The sequence below is a fragment of the Billgrantia sp. C5P2 genome (genome assembly GCF_051062895.2).
On the sequence record NZ_CM128542.1, the window covers coordinates 1,644,301 to 1,661,611 of the forward strand.

The window sequence follows — 17,311 nt, forward strand, 5'->3', positions numbered from 1 at the left end:
GGACACTCATGGACAAGCTGATCATTACCGGCAATGGACCCGTCGATGGCGAGGTCTGGGCCAGCGGTGCCAAGAACGCGGCATTGCCTATTCTGTGCGCTACCCTGCTGGCCGACGAGCCGGTCACCATAGGCAATCTGCCCCATCTCCAGGACATCACCACCACGCTCGAGCTGTTGGGTCGCATGGGCGTCGAGCCGGTGATGGGTGAGAAGATGACCATCCAGCTCGACGGCTCCCAGGTGCGCGACTGTCACGCTCCCTACGAGCTGGTCAAGAAGATGCGAGCCTCGATCCTGGTGCTGGGGCCCTTGCTTGCGCATTTCGGCCATGCCGACGTGTCGCTTCCCGGCGGCTGTGCCATCGGCTCACGGCCGGTGGATCTCCACATTCGCGGCCTCGAAGCCATGGGGGCGGAGATCCACGTCGAGGGTGGCTATATCCGTGCCCGTGTCGACGGTAGGCTCAAGGGTGCCACCATTTTCTTCGATACCGTCACCGTCACGGGTACCGAGAACCTGCTGATGGCGGCAACCCTGGCGGAAGGCACCACGGTGCTGGAAAACGCCGCCCGCGAGCCCGAGGTGGTGGATCTCGCCGAATGCCTGATCAAGATGGGCGCGAAGATCCGTGGCCACGGCAGCAACAACATCACCATCGAGGGCGTCGAGCGGCTGCATGCGGCCTATCACGACGTCATGCCAGACCGCATCGAGACCGGTACCTTCCTGGTGGCCGCTGCGCTGTCGCGTGGTCGTGTTCGGGTACGCAATACCCGCTCCGACATCCTCGAGTCAGTGCTGGCCAAGCTCGAGGAGGCCGGTGCCAAAGTCACCGTCGGCGATGGCTGGATCGAGCTGGACATGGAAGGACGGCGCCCGCGCCCGGTCAACATCCGTACCGCACCGTACCCGGGCTTTCCCACCGACATGCAGGCCCAGTTCGTGGCGCTCAATGCCGTGGCAGACGGCACCTCTCATGTGGTCGAGACTATTTTCGAGAACCGCTTCATGCATGTGCAGGAGCTGAACCGCATGGGAGCGCAGGTGGCGCTGGAGGGCAACACCGCCATGATCACCGGCGTCGAGCGCCTTTCCGGTGCCCCGGTGATGGCAACCGACCTGCGCGCTTCGGCCTCGCTGGTGATCGCGGCGATGATGGCCGACGGCGAGACCCTGGTCGATCGTATCTACCACATCGATCGCGGTTACGAGTGCATCGAAGAAAAGCTGCAACTGCTGGGGGCTCGGATTCGCCGCATTCCCGGTTGAGCGGGACAGGTGAAGCCCGCGATTTCCGATCATAGGCGAGATCATGAGCAAGCAACTGATTCTGGCCCTGTCGAAGGGCCGCATTCTCGACGAGACCCTGCCGCTACTGGCGGATGCCGGTATCGTACCGGCCGAGGACCTGGGCAAGAGCCGCAAGCTGCTCTTTGACACCAACCTCGACGACGTCAAGCTGGTAGTGATCCGTGCCACTGACGTGCCGACCTACGTGCAGCTGGGTGCCGCCGACCTGGGCGTCGCAGGCAAGGACGTGCTGATCGAGCATGGGGCCGAGGGGCTCTACGAACCGCTGGACCTCGAGATCGCCAAGTGCAAGCTGATGACCGCCGGCATCGACGGCGCCAAGCCGGCCCGTGCGCGACGCCGGGTGGCGACGAAATTCGTCAACGTGGCGCGGCGCTACTACGCCGAGCAGGGCATCCAGGCGGAGGTGATCAAGCTCTACGGGGCCATGGAGCTGGCACCATTGATGAACCTGGCCGACGAGATCGTCGACATCGTCGATACCGGCAACACCCTGCGTGCCAATGGCATGTCGCCGCGTGAACTGATCGCGACGATCAGCACGCGCCTGGTGGTCAACAAGGCGGCCATGACCATGAAGCATGAACGCCTCAAGCCGCTAATCGCACGGCTTGCCGTCGCGGTGGAGCGTCGGCGGGCGAATACCGAGTCAACGGCTCGGTAGCCATCCTGCTTGATGTCAGCAACGAGACTATTTCCACTGACTATTTCAACTGGAGGCGTAGGCGACCATGAGCGAAACCCTTGTTGAATCCGTCGACATTACCCGGCTGTCGACCGTTGATGCCGATTTCGAGACGCGCCTGGATGCGCTGCTGGCTTGGGAAGGCGTGTCGGATGCCGAGGTTCAGGGGCGTGTGGCCGAGATCATCGCGGCGGTACGTGAGCGGGGCGATGCGGCCCTGATCGAGTATACCCAGCGCTTCGACCGGCTCGCGGTCGCGAGCATGAGCGAGCTGACGCTGGGGGCGGCCCGGCTCGAACAGGCGTTCAACGGCCTACCCGACGTTCAGCGTGATGCCCTGGCCCAGGCCGCCGAGCGCATACGCGTCTATCACGAGCGCCAGAAACCGACTTCCTGGTCCTACGTCGAGGCGGACGGCAGCGTGCTCGGCCAGCAGGTCACGCCGCTGGACCGAGCCGGCATCTACGTGCCGGGCGGCAAGGCGGCTTATCCTTCTTCGGTATTGATGAATGCCATTCCGGCGCATGTGGCGGGGGTGCGCGAGATCGTCATGGTCGTACCCACTCCCGATGGCGTGCTCAACGAGCTGGTGCTGGCGGCGGCCCACCTGGCCGGTGTGGATCACGTCTTCACCCTGGGCGGCGCCCAGGCGGTGGCGGCCATGGCCTATGGCACCGAGAGCGTGCCTCGTGTCGACAAGATCGTGGGGCCCGGCAACATCTACGTGGCAACCGCCAAGCGTGCGGTTTTCGGCCAGGTGGGCATCGACATGATCGCCGGACCCTCCGAGATCCTGGTGGTTTCCGATGGCGCTACCGATCCTGAGTGGCTGGCCATGGACCTATTCTCCCAGGCCGAGCACGACGAGGATGCCCAGGCGCTGTTCGTCAGCTGGGACGAGCGCCACCTGGCCGAGGTCGAGGCGGCCATCGCACGATTGCTGCCGACGCTCGAGCGACAGGAGATCGTGCGCCAGTCGCTGGCGCGTCGCGGTGCCTTGATTCACTGTCGCGACCGCGACGAGGCCGTACGCCTGATCAACCGTATCGCCCCGGAGCATCTCGAGCTTTCCATGGCCGACCCGGAGGCGCTGCTGCCCGAGGTGCGCCATGCGGGTGCCATCTTCATGGGGCGCTACACGGCCGAAGCCCTCGGCGACTACTGTGCCGGCCCCAACCACGTGTTGCCGACTTCCGGCACGGCGCGCTTCTCCTCGCCGCTGGGTGTCTACGACTTCCAGAAGCGCTCCTCGATCATTCACTGTTCCGAGGAGGGGGCGTCGACGTTGGGCAGGGTGGCCTCGGTGCTGGCACGCGGTGAGTCGCTGACGGCCCATGCTCGCTCCGCCGAGTACCGCATCAAGGAATAGACCCTGCCTTCCTTCAGCGCTCGAACTGTCGCCCAGGCGGTAGCGGGCGCTCCCCTACCTCCAGGTCGACGGTGAACTTCTCGCCGCTGCGCACTACGGTCAAGGGAAGCGTGGCCCCGGGCTCGATGGCTGCGATGTCGCTCATGGCGGCGCGGGCATCGAGAATGGGGCGGCCATCGACCTCCAGCAGCACGTCGCCAGGACGCAGGCCGGCCTCGGCGGCCGGCCCTTCGGGCACCACCCCGGAAATGACCACTCCGCGCGGCGCCTGCAAGCCGAAGGAAGCCGCCAGGTCCTGCGTCATCTCCTGTGCTTCGATGCCCAGCCAGCCGCGGATCACGCGTCCCTGGGTCACCAGGGCTTCCAGAATGGAGCGCGCCAGACGCGTGGGAATGGCGAAGCCGACCCCTTGAGAGCCCCCCGAGCGGGAAAAGATGGCGGTGTTGATCCCCACCAGGGAGCCTTCGGCGTTGATCAAGGCGCCCCCGGAGTTGCCCGGGTTGATGGCGGCGTCGGTCTGGATGAAGTCTTCGTAGGCGCTCAGTCCCAGGTGGCTGCGCCCCGTAGCGCTGATGATGCCCATGGTGACGGTCTGGCCCACGCCGAAGGGGTTGCCGATGGCCATGGCAATATCCCCCACTGCCACATCCTCGGTATCGGCGAGTTGAATCACCGGTAGCTGGTCCAGGTCGATGCGCAGCACGGCCAGGTCGCTCTCGGGGTCGGTGCCGATCACCTCTGCAAGCGTTTCCCTGCCGTCGCGCAGCGCCACCTGAATCTCGTCGGCGCCATCGATGACGTGATGGTTGGTCAGCACGTAGCCATCCTCGCTGACGATGACGCCGGAGCCCAGGCTCGACAGCAGGCGCTGCTGGGTCGGCAAGTCGTCGGCGAAGAACTGGCGAAAGAATGGATCCGACATCAACGGATGCTCCTCGCGCGCCACGACCCGCGACGAGTAGATGTTGACGACTGCCGGCGCGGCCTTTTCGACAGCGGTCGAATAGCTGACCGGCCCCTGCTGGCGCGCCAGTGGGGCGGCCTGCTGCAGCTCGGGGGAGGGTCGCGACACTGGCTGCACTTCGGTTGGCAGCGCGGGTTGCAAGGGGCTGTCCGGTGTCGATGGGCTTCGCAGCAACTGCGGAAAGGTATTCAGCAAGACAATGGCCAGCAGCACGCCGATAAAGACGGGCAGGGCATAGGCAATGAGAGAACGTCGCATGCGGCGTTTCCTGGTCGGCGGGCGGTCGATGGCTTTCCGCTCAGTCGTTACAATGGGAGCAATTGTAACATCGACTGCGAAGCGCTGTCCGGGAGGCGGAAATGATTTTGCGAGACGAGTTGGTGCGGGCCTGCGATACCTTGCTCGGGGCCTCCGCTTTCAAGGACTACACCGTCAACGGCCTGCAGGTGGCGGGACGTGACGAAGTGCGGCGCGTGATGAGCGGGGTGACCGCCTGCCAGGCGCTGCTCGACGAGGCGGTGACGTGGGGGGCGGACCTGCTGCTCGTGCACCACGGCTACTTCTGGAAGAACGAACCGATACCCATCACCGGTATCAAGCAGCGGCGCATACGTACGCTGCTGCTCAACGACATCAATCTGCTGGCCTATCATCTGCCGCTCGATGCCCACGCGGAGCTTGGCAACAACGCCATGCTGGCGCGGCGGCTCGACCTGCGCGTGGAGGGCTGTGCCGATGGAGAGCTGGGGCAGGGTCTGGTGTGGCTCGGCAGCCTGCCCGAAGCCGTTCCGGCAGCGACCCTGGCACGCCATGTCGGGGAGCGCCTGGCACGCGAGCCGTTGCTCGTCGAGGCACCTGGCGGCGGCGAGATACGTCGCATCGCCTGGTGTACCGGTGGCGCCCAGGACATGATCACCCAGGCCTGGGAGGCCGGTGCCGACGCGTTCATCTCGGGGGAGATATCCGAGCGCACCACGCACTTGGCGCGGGAACTCGGCATCCACTATCTGGCTGCGGGGCACCATGCCACCGAGCGCTATGGCGTGCAGGCGCTGGGGGCATGGCTGGAGCAGGAATTCGCTGTCGAGCACCGCTTCGTCGATATCGACAATCCGGCCTGACGGGTGGTCCGGCGGGCTTCGGGCGGTCAGTAGCGAGGGGGCTGAGGCGTCTCGCTCTTCTCTTCGCTTGGCTTGAGCCCGAAGTCCTCCGACAGGGTGCCGCCGGAGCCATCGGCGTAATCGCGCGGTGCCGGTATGTCGTCATCACCGCCGGTCAGGGCCGGCCGGTCGGCCGACTTGAGCTGATTGGCCGACGTCCGCTGTTGGTTGAGAGGAGCATCGCAGTGCAGCGTGCTGGCATCCTCGGTCAGGCGGTGCTCGAGGGTGCGCATTTCGCGCTGGATATTGCTCACCATCATGCCTACCTGGCTGAAATGCTCGTTCATGCCTTCGCGAAGCACGTTCAGCTCGCGCTCACGTTCGGCCGCCTGGCGCCGCAGCTCTTGCGTACGGGTTGCCGATGCGCCAAGTGCGCGATAGCCGATGGCGCCGATGCCAAGGCCGACCAGCAGGCTGACGATAGCCACGATCCAGTTCACATTGCCGTAATCCACGAAGTTCTCCTGATGCTGATACACGCCGGTGCCTAGCCTCTGCCCGGTCGGGCCGCGAGCCATGCCTGGCGGCCCATTATAGAAGCGTTGGCCGTCGACGGGTCAACGATCGGTGGCATTCCATTTTTCTGCGCGCAGCGCGCTGGATGCGTATAATACGGGGCCTGTAACGATACGAGCCATGATCAGCAAGGAATCTTCCATGTGCGCGACCGTGACGCCTGCGAGTTCCCACACGGCTGCTGCCGGTACGCCGCTGGCGCGTTATCGGGCCGACCTCGAGCGCGATGATTTTCACTACGACCCGGCCCAGGAGCTGGCCGTCGAGCACCTGCAGCGGCTCTACGACCAGCTCGTGGCCTCGCCGAGAACCGAACCGCGGGCCGTGACCACCGGGCGTGGTCTCAAGTCCCGGGTGGCGAGCCTGTTCGGCAAGCGCGACAAGGGGGAGGAGGAGCCGGTATTGCCCGCCATCCAGGGGCTCTACTTCTGGGGTGGGGTGGGGCGGGGCAAGACCTATCTCGTCGATACCTTCCACGAGTCCCTGCCCTTTCCCGATAAGATGCGCACCCACTTCCATCGCTTCATGCAGCGGGTGCACAACGAGCTGGAGCACTACAAGGGCGAGAAGAATCCGTTGACGCTGATCGCCGGCAAGTTCGCCGCCGAGGCGCGGGTGATCTGCTTCGATGAATTCTTCGTCAAGGACATCACCGACGCCATGATCCTCGCCAACCTGCTCGAAGCGCTGTTCGAGCGCGGCGTGGTGCTGGTAACCACCTCGAACATAGTGCCCGACGAGCTGTACAAGGATGGACTGCAGCGTGCGCGCTTCTTGCCGGCCATCGATTTGCTCAAGCGGCACTGCCAAGTCGTCAATGTGGATTCGGGCGTCGACTACCGATTGCGTGCCCTGGAGCGCGCCGAGATCTTTCACGCGCCACTGGACGAGGCGGCGGAGCAGGAGCTGGCGCGCAGCTTTCGTGAGATCGCCAGTCATGACGGTGAAATCGACGTGCCGATCGAGGTCAATCATCGTGTGCTGAGGGCGCGACGTCTGCATGACGACGTGGTGTGGTTCGAGTTCCGCGAGCTGTGCGACGGGCCGCGTAGCCAGAACGACTACATCGAGCTTGCCCGCGAGTTTCACACCGTGCTGGTTTCCAATGTGACCCGAATGGGTGCGGCGACCGACGACCAGGCGCGTCGCTTCATCAACATGGTCGATGAATTCTATGACCGTGGCGTCAAATTGCTGATGTCGGCCGAGGCGCCGGCGGAATCGTTGTACGCCGGCGGGCGCCTCGAGTTCGAGTTTCAGCGCACCCTGTCGCGGCTGCAGGAGATGCAGTCGCAAGAATATCTCGCCTTGCCCCACAAGCCGTGATCGAAAGCCAGATTAAGACTTTAATCCTCGTGCGCACTTCCTGTAGAATATGCGCTTCTCGACCGTTGCCACTGCTCGAAGGGCAGGGCAACCAAGAAAAATAGGGATGATCCCGATGACGCCATGAGTGCTCGGGGTCCAATGCACTTGATTGATCTTGTGGTGATTTCTCCATGAAAACGTTCACTGCTAAGCCGCAGAGCGTGCAGCGCGACTGGTATGTCGTCGACGCGGCGGACAAGACGCTCGGCCGTCTGGCCACCGAAATCGCTCGCCGTCTGCGTGGCAAGCACAAGCCCGAGTTCACCCCTCACGTCGATACCGGCGACTATATCGTCGTGATCAACGCCGAGAAGGTGCAGGTTACCGGCAACAAGGCCAAGGCCAAGACCTACTATCGCCACACCGGCTACCCGGGCGGTCTTCGCTCCATGAATTTCGAGAAGATGATTGCGCACGCACCGGAGCGCGTGATCGAGTCTGCCGTCAAGGGCATGCTGCCGAAGGGCCCGCTGGGGCGCGCCATGTACTCCAAGCTCAAGGTCTACGCCGGCGCCGAACATCCGCACGCCGCCCAGCAGCCGCAAGAACTGAACATCTGAGGGGATCATCACCATGGCACAACAGTATTACGGTACCGGGCGCCGCAAGACATCGACTGCCCGTGTTTTCCTCAAGCCGGGCACCGGCAAGATTACCGTCAACAGCCGTGATCTGGACCAGTATTTCGGTCGCGTTACCGGCCGCATGGTGGTTCGCCAGCCGCTCGAGCTGACCGAGACGACCGGTCAATTCGACGTCTATGTCACCGTCAAGGGCGGTGGTGGCTCTGCCCAGGCTGGCGCCATTCGTCACGGCATTACCCGTGCCTTGATGGAGTACAACGAGGACTTCCGTCCGGCGCTTCGTGCCGCTGGCTACGTCACTCGCGATGCACGTCAGGTGGAGCGCAAGAAGGTCGGCCTGCGCAAGGCGCGTCGCCGCCCGCAGTTCTCCAAGCGCTAATTGCATCAAATCGCAACAAAAAACCCGGGCGGTTGCCCGGGTTTTTTTATTTTTATTTCAAGTGATTGCGTTTTGAATTCCACCTTGGTCAGGACTGTTTCGCCTTGTACGAAGCGACTCGATTCCTTAATATGTGGCGGATTTGGTATCCGTGGCTACGGAACTCATTCCGTGCGGTTCAACGGGTAAGCTGATGGGAGAAACCATAAAATGGCAGACAACGGCGTGAACAAAGGGCGGCGCCGTCTCCTCCTTGGTGCCACCACCGTCGTAGGTGCGGTGGGGGCCGTGGGAGTGGCGGTTCCCTTTGTGGCTTCCTGGCAGCCGAGTGCCAGGGCAAGGGCGGCGGGGGCGCCAGTGACGGCGGATGTCTCGAAGCTGGAGCCGGGGCAGCGCATGACCGTCGAGTGGCGTGGGAGGCCGGTCTGGGTTGTTCGACGCACTCCCGAGATGATGGAGCGTACCGAGAACTTCGATCCTTCCCGTCTGGCCGATCCCGATTCCGACGAACCGCAGCAGCCAAGCTACGTCACCGGTCCGTTGCGCTCGATCAAGCCTGAGATCGGAGTCTTGATCGGGATCTGCACCCACCTGGGCTGTTCGCCGCTGTTCCGCCCCGAGCCGAATGCCGAAGGCGTGGGGACGGACGATTGGCCGGGTGGCTTCTTCTGTCCTTGCCATGGCTCGCGTTTCGACCTGGCGGGGCGCGTGTTCCGCAACGTGCCGGCTCCGACCAATCTCGAGGTACCGCCGTATCGCTTTGAAAGCGACAGCGTGATCGTTGTCGGCGAAGATGAGGAGGCTGCCTGATGGGTAACCCGAACCGTGTCAAGGCAGAGAGCGGGTTCATGCGCTGGGTGGACGACCGCTTCCCTGCCACGCAGATGTGGCAGGAACACCTGTCAAAGTACTACGCGCCCAAGAATTTCAATTTCTGGTATTTCTTTGGCTCTCTCGCCCTGCTGGTGCTCGTCAACCAGATCCTTACCGGCGTCTGGCTGACCATGAGCTTCAACCCCTCCGCCGAGGGTGCTTTCGCTTCCGTCGAGTACATCATGCGCGATGTGGAGTGGGGTTGGCTCATCCGCTATATGCACTCCACCGGTGCTTCCGCCTTCTTCGTTGTGGTCTATCTGCACATGTTCCGTGGACTGCTCTACGGCTCCTACAAGGCGCCACGCGAACTGGTGTGGATCTTCGGCATGGCGATCTACCTGGCGCTGATGGCCGAGGCCTTCATGGGCTACCTGCTGCCCTGGGGGCAGATGTCCTACTGGGGGGCTCAGGTGATCATCTCGCTGTTTTCGGCGATTCCCGGCATCGGCCCGGACCTGGCCCAGTGGGTGCGCGGCGACTACCTGATCTCCGGTATCACCCTCAATCGTTTCTTCGCCCTCCATGTGGTGGCGCTGCCCATCGTGATCCTGGCGCTGGTGGTGCTGCATATCATTGCACTGCATGAGGTCGGCTCCAACAATCCGGACGGCATCGACATCAAGGCCAAGAAGGACGAGACCGGCAAGCCGCTCGACGGGATCCCCTTCCATCCGTACTACACCGTCAAGGATGTATTCGGCGTGGCCGTGTTCCTGTTCGTGTTCTGTGTGGTGGTGTTCTACTTCCCCGAAGGTGGCGGCTACTTCATCGAGAAGCCCAACTTCGAGCCGGCGAACCCGCTCAAGACGCCGGACCATATTGCCCCGGTGTGGTACTTCACGCCTTTCTACGCCATCCTGCGGGCGATCAACTTCTCGATCCTGGGGTTGGACGCCAAGTTCCTCGGTGTGATCTTCATGGGAGCGGCTATCGCCGTGCTGTTCGTGCTGCCCTGGCTCGATCGCAGCCCAGTGAACTCCATGCGCTACAAGGGCTGGATCTCCAAGGTGATGCTGGCGCTGTTCGCCATCAGCTTCGTGATTCTCGGCGTGCTGGGCGTGCTGCCGGCTACCGATGGGCGTACCGTGCTGGCGCAGATCTGTACGGCGGTCTACTTTGCCTTCTTCCTATTGATGCCTTTCTACACAAGGATGGAGAAGACGAAACCCATTCCGGAGAGGGTGACTGGCTAATGAAAAAGCAACTGTTCGCACTGCTCTTCGCGCTGGTGCCCTTCACCGCGATGGCCGCGGGTGGCGAGAGCGTGCCTTATTCGATGACGCCGGATCTCCACGACAAGGCATCGCTGCAGCGGGGCATGAAGCTCTTCGTCAACTACTGCATGGGGTGTCATTCGCTCGAGCATCAGCGTTTCGCGCGTGCCGCCGAAGACCTCGACATTCCTCAGGAACTCATCGAGGAGAATCTGATTTTCTCTTCGAGCCTGGCCTTCAACGACCAGATGCACAACGCCATGAGCACCGAGGACGGGGAGAGCTGGTTCGGGGCGCCGCCTCCCGACCTCACCCTCGAGGCGCGCCTGCGCGGCACCGACTGGATCTACTCGTACCTGCTGACCTTCTATCGCGACCCCGAGCGTCCCAATGGGGTCAACAATGAAGTGTTCGACCTGGTGGCCATGCCCAATGTGCTGGAGCCGCTGCAGGGCGTGCAGGAGAAGGTGTGTGCCGAGACGGATCGTCCCGTCGACGGAGCCGAGCTCGACCCGCTGACCGGCAAGTACCAGTCTTGCGAGGTGCTGCAGGTCACGCAGCCTGGGGCCATGGAGCCGGAGGAGTTCGAAGAGGCCGTCTACGACTTGACCAACTTCCTGGCCTACGTGGGCGAGCCGACCAAGCTGCATGCGCAGGCGCTGGGGCCGAAGGTGTTGATCTTCATCTTCATTTTCGGTGTGCTGGCGTACCTGCTGAAGCGCGAGTACTGGCGCGATATCCACTGATTCGCTCGAATCGGTATGTTGTGCTGCAGGGGGCGTATGGCCATCGTGCCATGCGCCCCCTGCGTGTTGTTCCAAGTTCGAGAGCGCGAGCCACCCCGCAGTTTGGGGTGCGTGCTATCATGCTGGTTCGAATTGATGCGAGGATTGTTACATGGGTGTAGTGGCCAAGCGGTCGTCGATGATCTTCTACTCGGGAAGCGATGATCACTTCAGTCATCGCGTACGTATCGTGCTCGCCGAGAAGGGCGTGGCGGTCGATATCGTCGAGGTCAATGGCGACCAGCGTCCCGAAGAGCTTGCCGACCTGAACCCCTACAATAGCGTGCCGACACTGGTCGATCGCGATCTGGCGCTCTATGAATCCAAGGTTATGATGGAATACTTGGACGAGCGCTTCCCCCACCCGCCGCTGTTGCCGGTGTATCCTGTCGCCCGGGCTCAGAGCCGGCTGTGGATGCACCGCATCGAGCGCGAGTGGTGTCCGCTGGTCGAGCAGATCGAGAGCGGTGGCAAGAAGGAAGTGGAAAAGGCGCGCAAGGAACTGCGCGAGAGTCTGGTCGGTATCTCACCGATCTTCGAGGACGTGCCTTTCTTCATGAGCGAGGAGTTCTCGCTGGTCGACTGCTGTATCGCGCCGATACTCTGGCGCCTTCCGGTGCTGGGGATCGAGCTTCCGGAGAAGCAGGTAAAGCCGCTCGTTACTTACATGGAGCGCTTGTTCGAGCGGGAATCATTCGTGTCGGCGCTGAGCGAGAACGAGCGCGAGATGCGCGCCTGAACCCGGCGTCGGGCTCGCCCGACGCCAACAGACTGGAGGGCAGAACGCCATGTTGTCGAGCCGCCCCTATCTGGCCCGAGGCCTCTACGAGTGGCTTCTGGACAATGATCAGACTCCCTACATCGTGGTCGACGCCGAGCAGCCTGGCGTAAGTGTGCCGCGCCAGTTCGTGCAGAATGGCCAGATCGTGCTGAACGTGGGGCCTTCCGCGGTGCGTGACCTGCATATCGAGAACGATGCCATCAGTTTTCACGCCCGCTTCGGCGGGCAGCCCATGCAGGTGGTCGTGCCGATGCCGGCCCTGGTGGCCGTCTATGCCAGGGAGAACGGTGTGGGTATGGTGTTCGGCCATGAGCCGACCATGCCGATGCCCCGGGAGGAAGAAGCCTCCGCGGACAAGCCCGGGCTGAGTAGCGTCGACAGTAACGAAGGTCGAGACGATGATGGCGTGACACCGGAACGCGACAAGGTGTCGCCGACCGGCAAATCCTCTTCGTCCAAGAAGCGACCTTCATTGCGAGTCATCAAGTGACGGCAGGCGCCATGTCGGCCAGAACGCAAAACGGCAGGCCCAAGGCCTGCCGTTTTGCGTTTTATGCGCTGAGCTGAGTGTTCAGTCGAGGTAGTCGAAGACCTTGACGATGCGCTGTATGCCGCCGACGTCGGCAACCGCATTGACGATGCGATCCGCTTCGGCCCGCCTGACCATGCCCATGATATAGACCGTGGCATTCTCGGTGATGAAGCGCAGCCGACCCGTGTCGATGCTTTCGTCGGCCGCCAGGGTGGTGCGGATGCGGGTGTTGATCCAGGTGTCCGAAAGTCGCTGGCTTGCCGGCAGGTTGGCAGCAACCGACAGTTCGTTATGTACGTCGCGTACGTTGCGTACCTCCAGCGCCACTTCGTTGGCCTTCTGCTTCAGCTCTTCGCTGGGAACCTGGCCGGTGAGGAGCACGATGCCGTTGTAGCTGTCGACGTTGATGCGGGCATCGCCGAGGCGCGCATCGCTGCGGCGAAGGTTGTGGGCGATCTTGGTCTCGATGCTTTCGTCTTCCACCTGGGCACCCAGGGTGCGCCTGCCGTAGTTCTCGTCGATGGTGCCGGGATTGGTGACACCGGTAACCGTGGTGCAGCCGCCGAGGGCCAGGATCAGGGCGGCCATGAAACAAGCGAAGAGTCTGGTTGAAGTCATTGGGATTACTCGCTGCTGCCGAAGAGTTGTTCATCGATGAGGTCGCACAGGCAATGGATCACCAGCAGGTGAACCTCCTGGATGCGCGCCGTGGAAGTGGCCGGGACGCGTATTTCGCAGTCGTCCTGGCCAAGCAGGGACGCCATGTCGCCGCCGTCGCGGCCGGTCAGGGCAATCACGGCCATGTCGCGGTCATGAGCGGCCTGGATTGCCTGGATGACGTTGCCTGAATTGCCACTGGTCGAGATCGCCAGCAGGATATCACCGGGCTGGCCGAGCGCCCTGATCTGCTTGGAGAAGACCTCGTTGTAGCTGTAATCGTTGGCGATCGACGTCAGCGTCGAAGTATCGGTGGTCAGCGCCAGCGCCGGCAGGCTGGGGCGCTCCCGTTCGAAGCGGTTGAGCAGTTCGGAGGAGAAGTGCTGGCTGTCGCCCGCGCTGCCGCCGTTGCCGCAGGCCAGTATCTTGCCTTCGTTGACCAGGCATTGAACCATCATCTGACTGGCGACCTCGATGAACGGGGGCAGGACCTCGCTGGCATAGGTCTTGGTGTCGATGCTGGCGTTGAAGTGGCCGAGTATGCGTTGCTGAAAATCCATTCTGTCGAGTCCTGTCTCGGAACGAACGATAAGGTCGGTCAGAACGCTTCGAAGGCGCCCTGTACCCATTCGAAGTCGAGCGCGGGCGGGGTGCCAGTCACGGCCAGCACGTCGAAACGGCAGGGACATGATAGCCGGTTACGTGCCAGATAAAAACGCGCCGCATGGACCAGCCGTCGCTGCTTCGTGGCGGTGACCGTCTCCAGCGGGTGACCATGGCGGGTGTCGGCACGATGGCGCACCTCCACGAAGACCAGCGTCTCGCCGTCTCCCATCACCAGGTCGATCTCTCCGCCCTTGAACTGCTGGTTGCTGGCGATGAGCCTGAGCCCCTTCGTGGTGAGCCACTCGGCGGCCACTCGCTCGATGCGGGCGCCACGGGCGCGGGCGTCAGCGGAGCTGGCCATCGTTCTGGGCATCGTCGAGCAGGTCGAAGCTCAGGATCGGGCGCGGCACTCCGCGCTCGAAGCGCGCCCAGGGCAGTCGTCGCTCGATGCGACCGTCACGCCCGGGTACCAGCAAGCCGGTGGCACCGAACATTTCGCTCTCGGGTAGCAGCTGAAACTGCGGTAGCCGGCGCGCCAGTTCGTAGGCGTCGACACCCATGGCCATCAACCGGAAGGTGGAGGGATCGGCATCCCGATGCAGTTCCTCAAAGCTGGCGAGATAGGGGAGCGCTTCCACGCCGCCTACTGCGGCATCAGGGATCTGCCAGGGAATGTCTACGAAGTTGACCTCGTCGAGGTCATGGTCGAGCAGTGGCTGCGGACGTCCCTCGTAGAGATGCGACGTGGCGTAGATGGGCAGATTGGCGGCATTGTAGTAGTCGAGTGTCGGCGGCACCTGGCGCGCGTAGCTGGGCAGGGCGAGCAGGAACAGCATGTCGGGACGGCCGCCGCTGAGCACCCGGCGAGTGCTCTCGGTGGCGGAACCGCGGGGGTCATAGGCAACGGCATTGGTGATGGTGCCGTCGCGGTTGCGCCATTCCTCCTCGAAGGCGCGGCCGACCCGTGCGCCCCACTCGTTGTTCGGCACCAGCAGGGCGCTGCGGCGATGACCGTCCTCATAAGCGCGTCGGGCAACCTGGCGCGCTTCGTCCTCGGCCGACAGGCCGAACTGGAACAGCCCCTCGGCCTGGTTCGACGAGCCGGCGCCGTAGTTCAGCGCCAGCGTCGGCAAGGGAACGCTGTCGCGGGCTTCGAGTTCGCTGACCTGGTCCTTGTCGAGCGGGCCGATGACCACCTGGGCACCGATGTTGCGCGCCTCGGTATAGAGGGCGTCGAGGTTGCCCTGGCTGGCGTCGAGGAACGAGAGCCGCACGCCGCCATTGCGCTCGACGCTGTTGAGGTGATGGATGCGGATGCCGGTGCGAATCGATTCGGCAACGCCGGACAAGGGGCCGTTGTCGGGCAAGAAAACGGCGATATGACGCACTTCCTTGCCGCGCAGTTCGCGCAGGGCCAGGAGTTCTGCGGGTACGCTGCGGGCTGCCGGGTGCTGAGGGTTGCGCTCACGCCAGGATTCCAGGCGCGTGAACAGGCGCTCGATGTCGCCGTCGCTCTCGCGTACCAGGCCGGCAAGTTCCAGCCAGCCCTGGGTGAGTTCGTCGGCTCCCTCGCGCAGACTGGCCAGTCCGTTACCCTCGAGGCGGGAGAGCGAGGCCCAGATGGGATCGTTGAGCGCTTCCCTGTCGGTGCGTGCCTGCACATACATCAGCATCGCCGCCGCGGCGCGGTGCTCGTCGACCTGCACCAAGGCGCGCCCCATGCGCTCGCGCAGTATCAGGTCGGCATCGCGCGGCATGTCGATCTCGTCGAGCAATTGGCCGGCCTGGATCACGGCCCAGGGCTCCTCGAGTTCTTCGCCGAGTTCCGACAGCAGCATGGCCCAATGCAAGCGGTATTCGGCGGACAGCTGGGCATCGTCGATCTCGCGGGTGATCTCCAGCGCCTGGGTGCGCTGGCCGCGGCGTGCTAGGATATCCGCCGCCTCGAGCCGGCTGAGTGCGGCTTGCTCGGGAGCTTGCTGCTCGGCGCGCTCGAGAAGTTGGCCGGGGTCGTCTTCGGGCACGCGCTCGACGACACCGGGAGGGGCGCAGCCGGCCATGAGGAGGGCGAGGAGCAGGGTGGCCAGCAGGCCGCGGGGCATTTTCAGCATGTATTCTTCCTTGTCTGCAGGCTCAGAGAGGCACGGGTCTATCTCTGGGCGCGGCAATCATCTCGTTCGGCCAAGCCCGACAGTCTCGCTGAGGAACCGCCATGTCTGACACTGATCTGGGCACATTGTACGTGGTCGCCACGCCGATTGGGAATCTGGAGGATTTGAGCCCCAGGGCCGCCAGGTTGCTCGGCGAAGTGACGCTGGTTGCGGCGGAGGATACCCGCCACACCTCCCGGCTGCTGCGTCACCTGGGGCTCTCGCCCGCCATGCTCTCGCTGCATGAGCACAATGAGGCGGCACGGGTCGAGCAACTCGACGAGCGACTGCTGCGTGGCCAGGACATTGCCTTGGTCAGTGACGCCGGTACGCCTTTGATCAGCGACCCGGGCTTCGTGCTAGTGCGCGAGCTGCGTGCGCGAGGGCGGCGCATCGTGCCGGTGCCGGGCCCTTGCGCCCTGGTAGCGGCGCTGTGCGCCGCGGGCCTGCCGACCGATCGCTTTCTGTTCCAGGGCTTCCTTCCGGCCAAGACGGGGGCGCGATGCCAGCGGCTCGAGGGGCTCAAGGCAAATCAGGAGACGCTGGTCTTCTACGAGTCGCCACACCGTATCCGCGACACCCTGACAGATCTCGCAGCGGTATTCGGCGAGCGGCGGCTGGTGCTGGCCAGGGAGCTGACCAAGTCCTTCGAGACGTTTCTCGACGGCAGCGCCTCGGCACTACTGGCGCGCATGGAGGCCGACCCCGATCAGGCCCGCGGCGAGTTCGTGATCATGGTGGCGGGCGCCGAGACGCGCGAGAAGGCGGACGCCGCCACCCTGGAAGCCGATGCCGTGCTCGCGGCGCTGCTTGCCGAGGGCGTTGGGGTCAAGCAGGCCGCGGCGGTGGCAGCGCGCCTGCTGGGCGGCGCGAAGAAAGTCTGGTATGGCCGAGCGCAATCGCTCAAGGAGACGCGCTGACATGGTGTGGAAAGACATTGAGAGGCCACGGGTGCGCTGGTATTCTTGCGCTCGGAGTCGGCCAGACAGTCGCCGCCGGATCGATCCTTGGATCGGTTCGGGGGAGGAAAGTCCGGGCTCCATAGGGCAGGGTGCCAGGTAACGCCTGGGCGGCGCGAGCCGACGGAAAGTGCAGCAGAGAGCAGACCGCCTACGTCTCCCCCGGGAGGCCGGCAAGGGTGAAAGGGTGCGGTAAGAGCGCACCGCGCGCCTGGTAACAGTGCGTGGCAAGGTAAACCCCACCCGGAGCAAGACCAAATAGGAACCCAATGGCGTGGCCCGCGTCGGGTTCGGGTAGGTTGCTGGAGGGCCGTGGTGACGCGGCCCCTAGATGAATGGCTGTCCTCGACAGAACCCGGCTTATCGGCCGACTCCTCCTAATCGATCCCCCGCGGCCGGTCATGCCGGTGCGC

Annotated in this window: 19 protein-coding genes and 1 other RNA gene; 14 read left to right on the top strand and 6 right to left on the bottom strand. The window is 63.7% G+C overall.

Going from position 1 to position 17,311, the window contains the following annotated elements; genetic code table 11:
• Positions 1 to 8 precede the first annotated feature (8 nt).
• The 3 genes from murA to hisD all read left to right on the top strand — a co-directional run bounded on the left by murA (position 9) and on the right by hisD (position 3,367).
• On the top strand, positions 9 to 1,271 hold the full coding sequence (gene murA, locus ACRWQA_RS07630; protein WP_434232482.1) for a UDP-N-acetylglucosamine 1-carboxyvinyltransferase: 1,263 nt from the start codon (positions 9 to 11) through the stop codon (positions 1,269 to 1,271).
• Positions 1,272 to 1,314: 43 nt separating this feature from the next.
• Positions 1,315 to 1,977, top strand: coding sequence for an ATP phosphoribosyltransferase (gene hisG / locus ACRWQA_RS07635; RefSeq protein WP_434232480.1), 663 nt, complete (start codon positions 1,315 to 1,317; stop codon positions 1,975 to 1,977).
• A 67-nt stretch (positions 1,978 to 2,044) separates the two neighbouring features.
• Positions 2,045 to 3,367: a histidinol dehydrogenase gene (hisD, locus tag ACRWQA_RS07640; RefSeq protein ID WP_434232478.1), complete on the top strand. Its 1,323-nt coding sequence runs from the start codon at positions 2,045 to 2,047 to the stop codon at positions 3,365 to 3,367.
• Between the two features lie 13 nt (positions 3,368 to 3,380).
• On the opposite strand, the gene ACRWQA_RS07645 is transcribed toward hisD, so the two are convergent.
• The gene (locus ACRWQA_RS07645) at positions 3,381 to 4,589 is read right to left on the bottom strand and encodes a Do family serine endopeptidase (protein ID WP_434232476.1); all 1,209 of its coding nucleotides are present in this window, start codon (positions 4,587 to 4,589) and stop codon (positions 3,381 to 3,383) included.
• Positions 4,590 to 4,690: 101 nt separating this feature from the next.
• Between ACRWQA_RS07645 and ACRWQA_RS07650 the strand changes: the two genes are divergently transcribed.
• Positions 4,691 to 5,452, top strand: a complete 762-nt coding sequence (locus ACRWQA_RS07650) for a Nif3-like dinuclear metal center hexameric protein (RefSeq protein WP_434232474.1) — start codon at positions 4,691 to 4,693, stop codon at positions 5,450 to 5,452.
• A gap of 26 nt (positions 5,453 to 5,478) precedes the next feature.
• Here the strand turns inward: ACRWQA_RS07650 and ACRWQA_RS07655 are convergent, their stop codons facing one another.
• On the bottom strand, positions 5,479 to 5,946 hold the full coding sequence (locus tag ACRWQA_RS07655) for a Z-ring associated ZapG family protein (RefSeq protein WP_263580415.1): 468 nt from the start codon (positions 5,944 to 5,946) through the stop codon (positions 5,479 to 5,481).
• A 202-nt stretch (positions 5,947 to 6,148) separates the two neighbouring features.
• Here ACRWQA_RS07655 and zapE point away from each other — a divergent pair, with 202 nt between their 5' ends.
• The 8 genes from zapE (at position 6,149) to ACRWQA_RS07695 (ending at position 12,484) form a co-directional block, all read left to right on the top strand.
• Positions 6,149 to 7,333, top strand: coding sequence for a cell division protein ZapE (gene zapE, locus ACRWQA_RS07660; protein WP_434232471.1), 1,185 nt, complete (start codon positions 6,149 to 6,151; stop codon positions 7,331 to 7,333).
• A 173-nt stretch (positions 7,334 to 7,506) separates the two neighbouring features.
• A complete protein-coding gene (rplM, locus tag ACRWQA_RS07665; protein ID WP_167111123.1) occupies positions 7,507 to 7,935 on the top strand; it encodes a 50S ribosomal protein L13 in 429 nt (142 codons plus the stop codon).
• 13 nt (positions 7,936 to 7,948) lie between these two features.
• A complete protein-coding gene (rpsI, locus tag ACRWQA_RS07670) occupies positions 7,949 to 8,338 on the top strand; it encodes a 30S ribosomal protein S9 (RefSeq protein WP_263580413.1) in 390 nt (129 codons plus the stop codon).
• 210 nt (positions 8,339 to 8,548) lie between these two features.
• Positions 8,549 to 9,148: a ubiquinol-cytochrome c reductase iron-sulfur subunit gene (gene petA / locus ACRWQA_RS07675; RefSeq protein ID WP_263580412.1), complete on the top strand. Its 600-nt coding sequence runs from the start codon at positions 8,549 to 8,551 to the stop codon at positions 9,146 to 9,148.
• The gene (locus tag ACRWQA_RS07680; protein WP_263580411.1) at positions 9,148 to 10,407 is read left to right on the top strand and encodes a cytochrome b; all 1,260 of its coding nucleotides are present in this window, start codon (positions 9,148 to 9,150) and stop codon (positions 10,405 to 10,407) included. Before petA ends, ACRWQA_RS07680 begins: the two co-directional genes overlap by 1 nt.
• Entirely contained in the window at positions 10,407 to 11,174 is a 768-nt protein-coding gene (locus ACRWQA_RS07685) for a cytochrome c1 (RefSeq protein WP_263580410.1), read from the top strand. Before ACRWQA_RS07680 ends, ACRWQA_RS07685 begins: the two co-directional genes overlap by 1 nt.
• A gap of 151 nt (positions 11,175 to 11,325) precedes the next feature.
• Entirely contained in the window at positions 11,326 to 11,952 is a 627-nt protein-coding gene (gene sspA / locus ACRWQA_RS07690; protein ID WP_263580409.1) for a stringent starvation protein SspA, read from the top strand.
• A gap of 49 nt (positions 11,953 to 12,001) precedes the next feature.
• Positions 12,002 to 12,484: a ClpXP protease specificity-enhancing factor gene (locus tag ACRWQA_RS07695; RefSeq protein WP_434231777.1), complete on the top strand. Its 483-nt coding sequence runs from the start codon at positions 12,002 to 12,004 to the stop codon at positions 12,482 to 12,484.
• A gap of 81 nt (positions 12,485 to 12,565) precedes the next feature.
• Here ACRWQA_RS07695 and ACRWQA_RS07700 read toward each other — a convergent pair whose 3' ends face one another.
• The 4 genes from ACRWQA_RS07700 to ACRWQA_RS07715 are packed head-to-tail and all read right to left on the bottom strand — an operon-like array spanning position 12,566 to position 15,900.
• Positions 12,566 to 13,144 (bottom strand): BON domain-containing protein, encoded by a 579-nt coding sequence (locus ACRWQA_RS07700; protein WP_263580407.1) that lies wholly within the window; start codon positions 13,142 to 13,144, stop codon positions 12,566 to 12,568.
• Positions 13,145 to 13,149: 5 nt separating this feature from the next.
• Complete coding sequence (locus ACRWQA_RS07705; RefSeq protein ID WP_263580406.1) at positions 13,150 to 13,743, bottom strand: phosphoheptose isomerase; 594 nt, start codon at positions 13,741 to 13,743, stop codon at positions 13,150 to 13,152.
• A 38-nt stretch (positions 13,744 to 13,781) separates the two neighbouring features.
• The gene (locus tag ACRWQA_RS07710; RefSeq protein ID WP_434231774.1) at positions 13,782 to 14,150 is read right to left on the bottom strand and encodes a YraN family protein; all 369 of its coding nucleotides are present in this window, start codon (positions 14,148 to 14,150) and stop codon (positions 13,782 to 13,784) included.
• A complete protein-coding gene (locus ACRWQA_RS07715; RefSeq protein ID WP_434231772.1) occupies positions 14,134 to 15,900 on the bottom strand; it encodes a penicillin-binding protein activator in 1,767 nt (588 codons plus the stop codon). Before ACRWQA_RS07715 ends, ACRWQA_RS07710 begins: the two co-directional genes overlap by 17 nt.
• Before the next feature lie 101 nt (positions 15,901 to 16,001).
• Between ACRWQA_RS07715 and rsmI the strand changes: the two genes are divergently transcribed.
• Positions 16,002 to 16,859, top strand: coding sequence for a 16S rRNA (cytidine(1402)-2'-O)-methyltransferase (gene rsmI / locus ACRWQA_RS07720; RefSeq protein ID WP_434231770.1), 858 nt, complete (start codon positions 16,002 to 16,004; stop codon positions 16,857 to 16,859).
• Between the two features lie 53 nt (positions 16,860 to 16,912).
• Positions 16,913 to 17,277: RNase P RNA component class A (gene rnpB, locus ACRWQA_RS07725), an RNA gene on the top strand.
• Positions 17,278 to 17,311: the final 34 nt, after the last annotated feature.

Bases quoted from the DNA above. Each gene is read 5' to 3' on its own strand.
- murA (WP_434232482.1), top strand. From the start codon at position 9: ATGGACAAGCTGATCATTACCGGCAATGGACCCGTCGATGGCGAGGTC.
- hisG (WP_434232480.1), top strand. From the start codon at position 1,315: ATGAGCAAGCAACTGATTCTGGCCCTGTCGAAGGGCCGCATTCTCGAC.
- hisD (WP_434232478.1), top strand. From the start codon at position 2,045: ATGAGCGAAACCCTTGTTGAATCCGTCGACATTACCCGGCTGTCGACC.
- ACRWQA_RS07645 (WP_434232476.1), bottom strand. From the start codon at position 4,589: ATGCGACGTTCTCTCATTGCCTATGCCCTGCCCGTCTTTATCGGCGTG.
- ACRWQA_RS07650 (WP_434232474.1), top strand. From the start codon at position 4,691: ATGATTTTGCGAGACGAGTTGGTGCGGGCCTGCGATACCTTGCTCGGG.
- zapE (WP_434232471.1), top strand. From the start codon at position 6,149: ATGTGCGCGACCGTGACGCCTGCGAGTTCCCACACGGCTGCTGCCGGT.
- rplM (WP_167111123.1), top strand. From the start codon at position 7,507: ATGAAAACGTTCACTGCTAAGCCGCAGAGCGTGCAGCGCGACTGGTAT.
- rpsI (WP_263580413.1), top strand. From the start codon at position 7,949: ATGGCACAACAGTATTACGGTACCGGGCGCCGCAAGACATCGACTGCC.
- petA (WP_263580412.1), top strand. From the start codon at position 8,549: ATGGCAGACAACGGCGTGAACAAAGGGCGGCGCCGTCTCCTCCTTGGT.
- ACRWQA_RS07680 (WP_263580411.1), top strand. From the start codon at position 9,148: ATGGGTAACCCGAACCGTGTCAAGGCAGAGAGCGGGTTCATGCGCTGG.
- ACRWQA_RS07685 (WP_263580410.1), top strand. From the start codon at position 10,407: ATGAAAAAGCAACTGTTCGCACTGCTCTTCGCGCTGGTGCCCTTCACC.
- sspA (WP_263580409.1), top strand. From the start codon at position 11,326: ATGGGTGTAGTGGCCAAGCGGTCGTCGATGATCTTCTACTCGGGAAGC.
- ACRWQA_RS07695 (WP_434231777.1), top strand. From the start codon at position 12,002: ATGTTGTCGAGCCGCCCCTATCTGGCCCGAGGCCTCTACGAGTGGCTT.
- ACRWQA_RS07700 (WP_263580407.1), bottom strand. From the start codon at position 13,144: ATGACTTCAACCAGACTCTTCGCTTGTTTCATGGCCGCCCTGATCCTG.
- ACRWQA_RS07705 (WP_263580406.1), bottom strand. From the start codon at position 13,743: ATGGATTTTCAGCAACGCATACTCGGCCACTTCAACGCCAGCATCGAC.
- ACRWQA_RS07710 (WP_434231774.1), bottom strand. From the start codon at position 14,150: ATGGCCAGCTCCGCTGACGCCCGCGCCCGTGGCGCCCGCATCGAGCGA.
- ACRWQA_RS07715 (WP_434231772.1), bottom strand. From the start codon at position 15,900: ATGCTGAAAATGCCCCGCGGCCTGCTGGCCACCCTGCTCCTCGCCCTC.
- rsmI (WP_434231770.1), top strand. From the start codon at position 16,002: ATGTCTGACACTGATCTGGGCACATTGTACGTGGTCGCCACGCCGATT.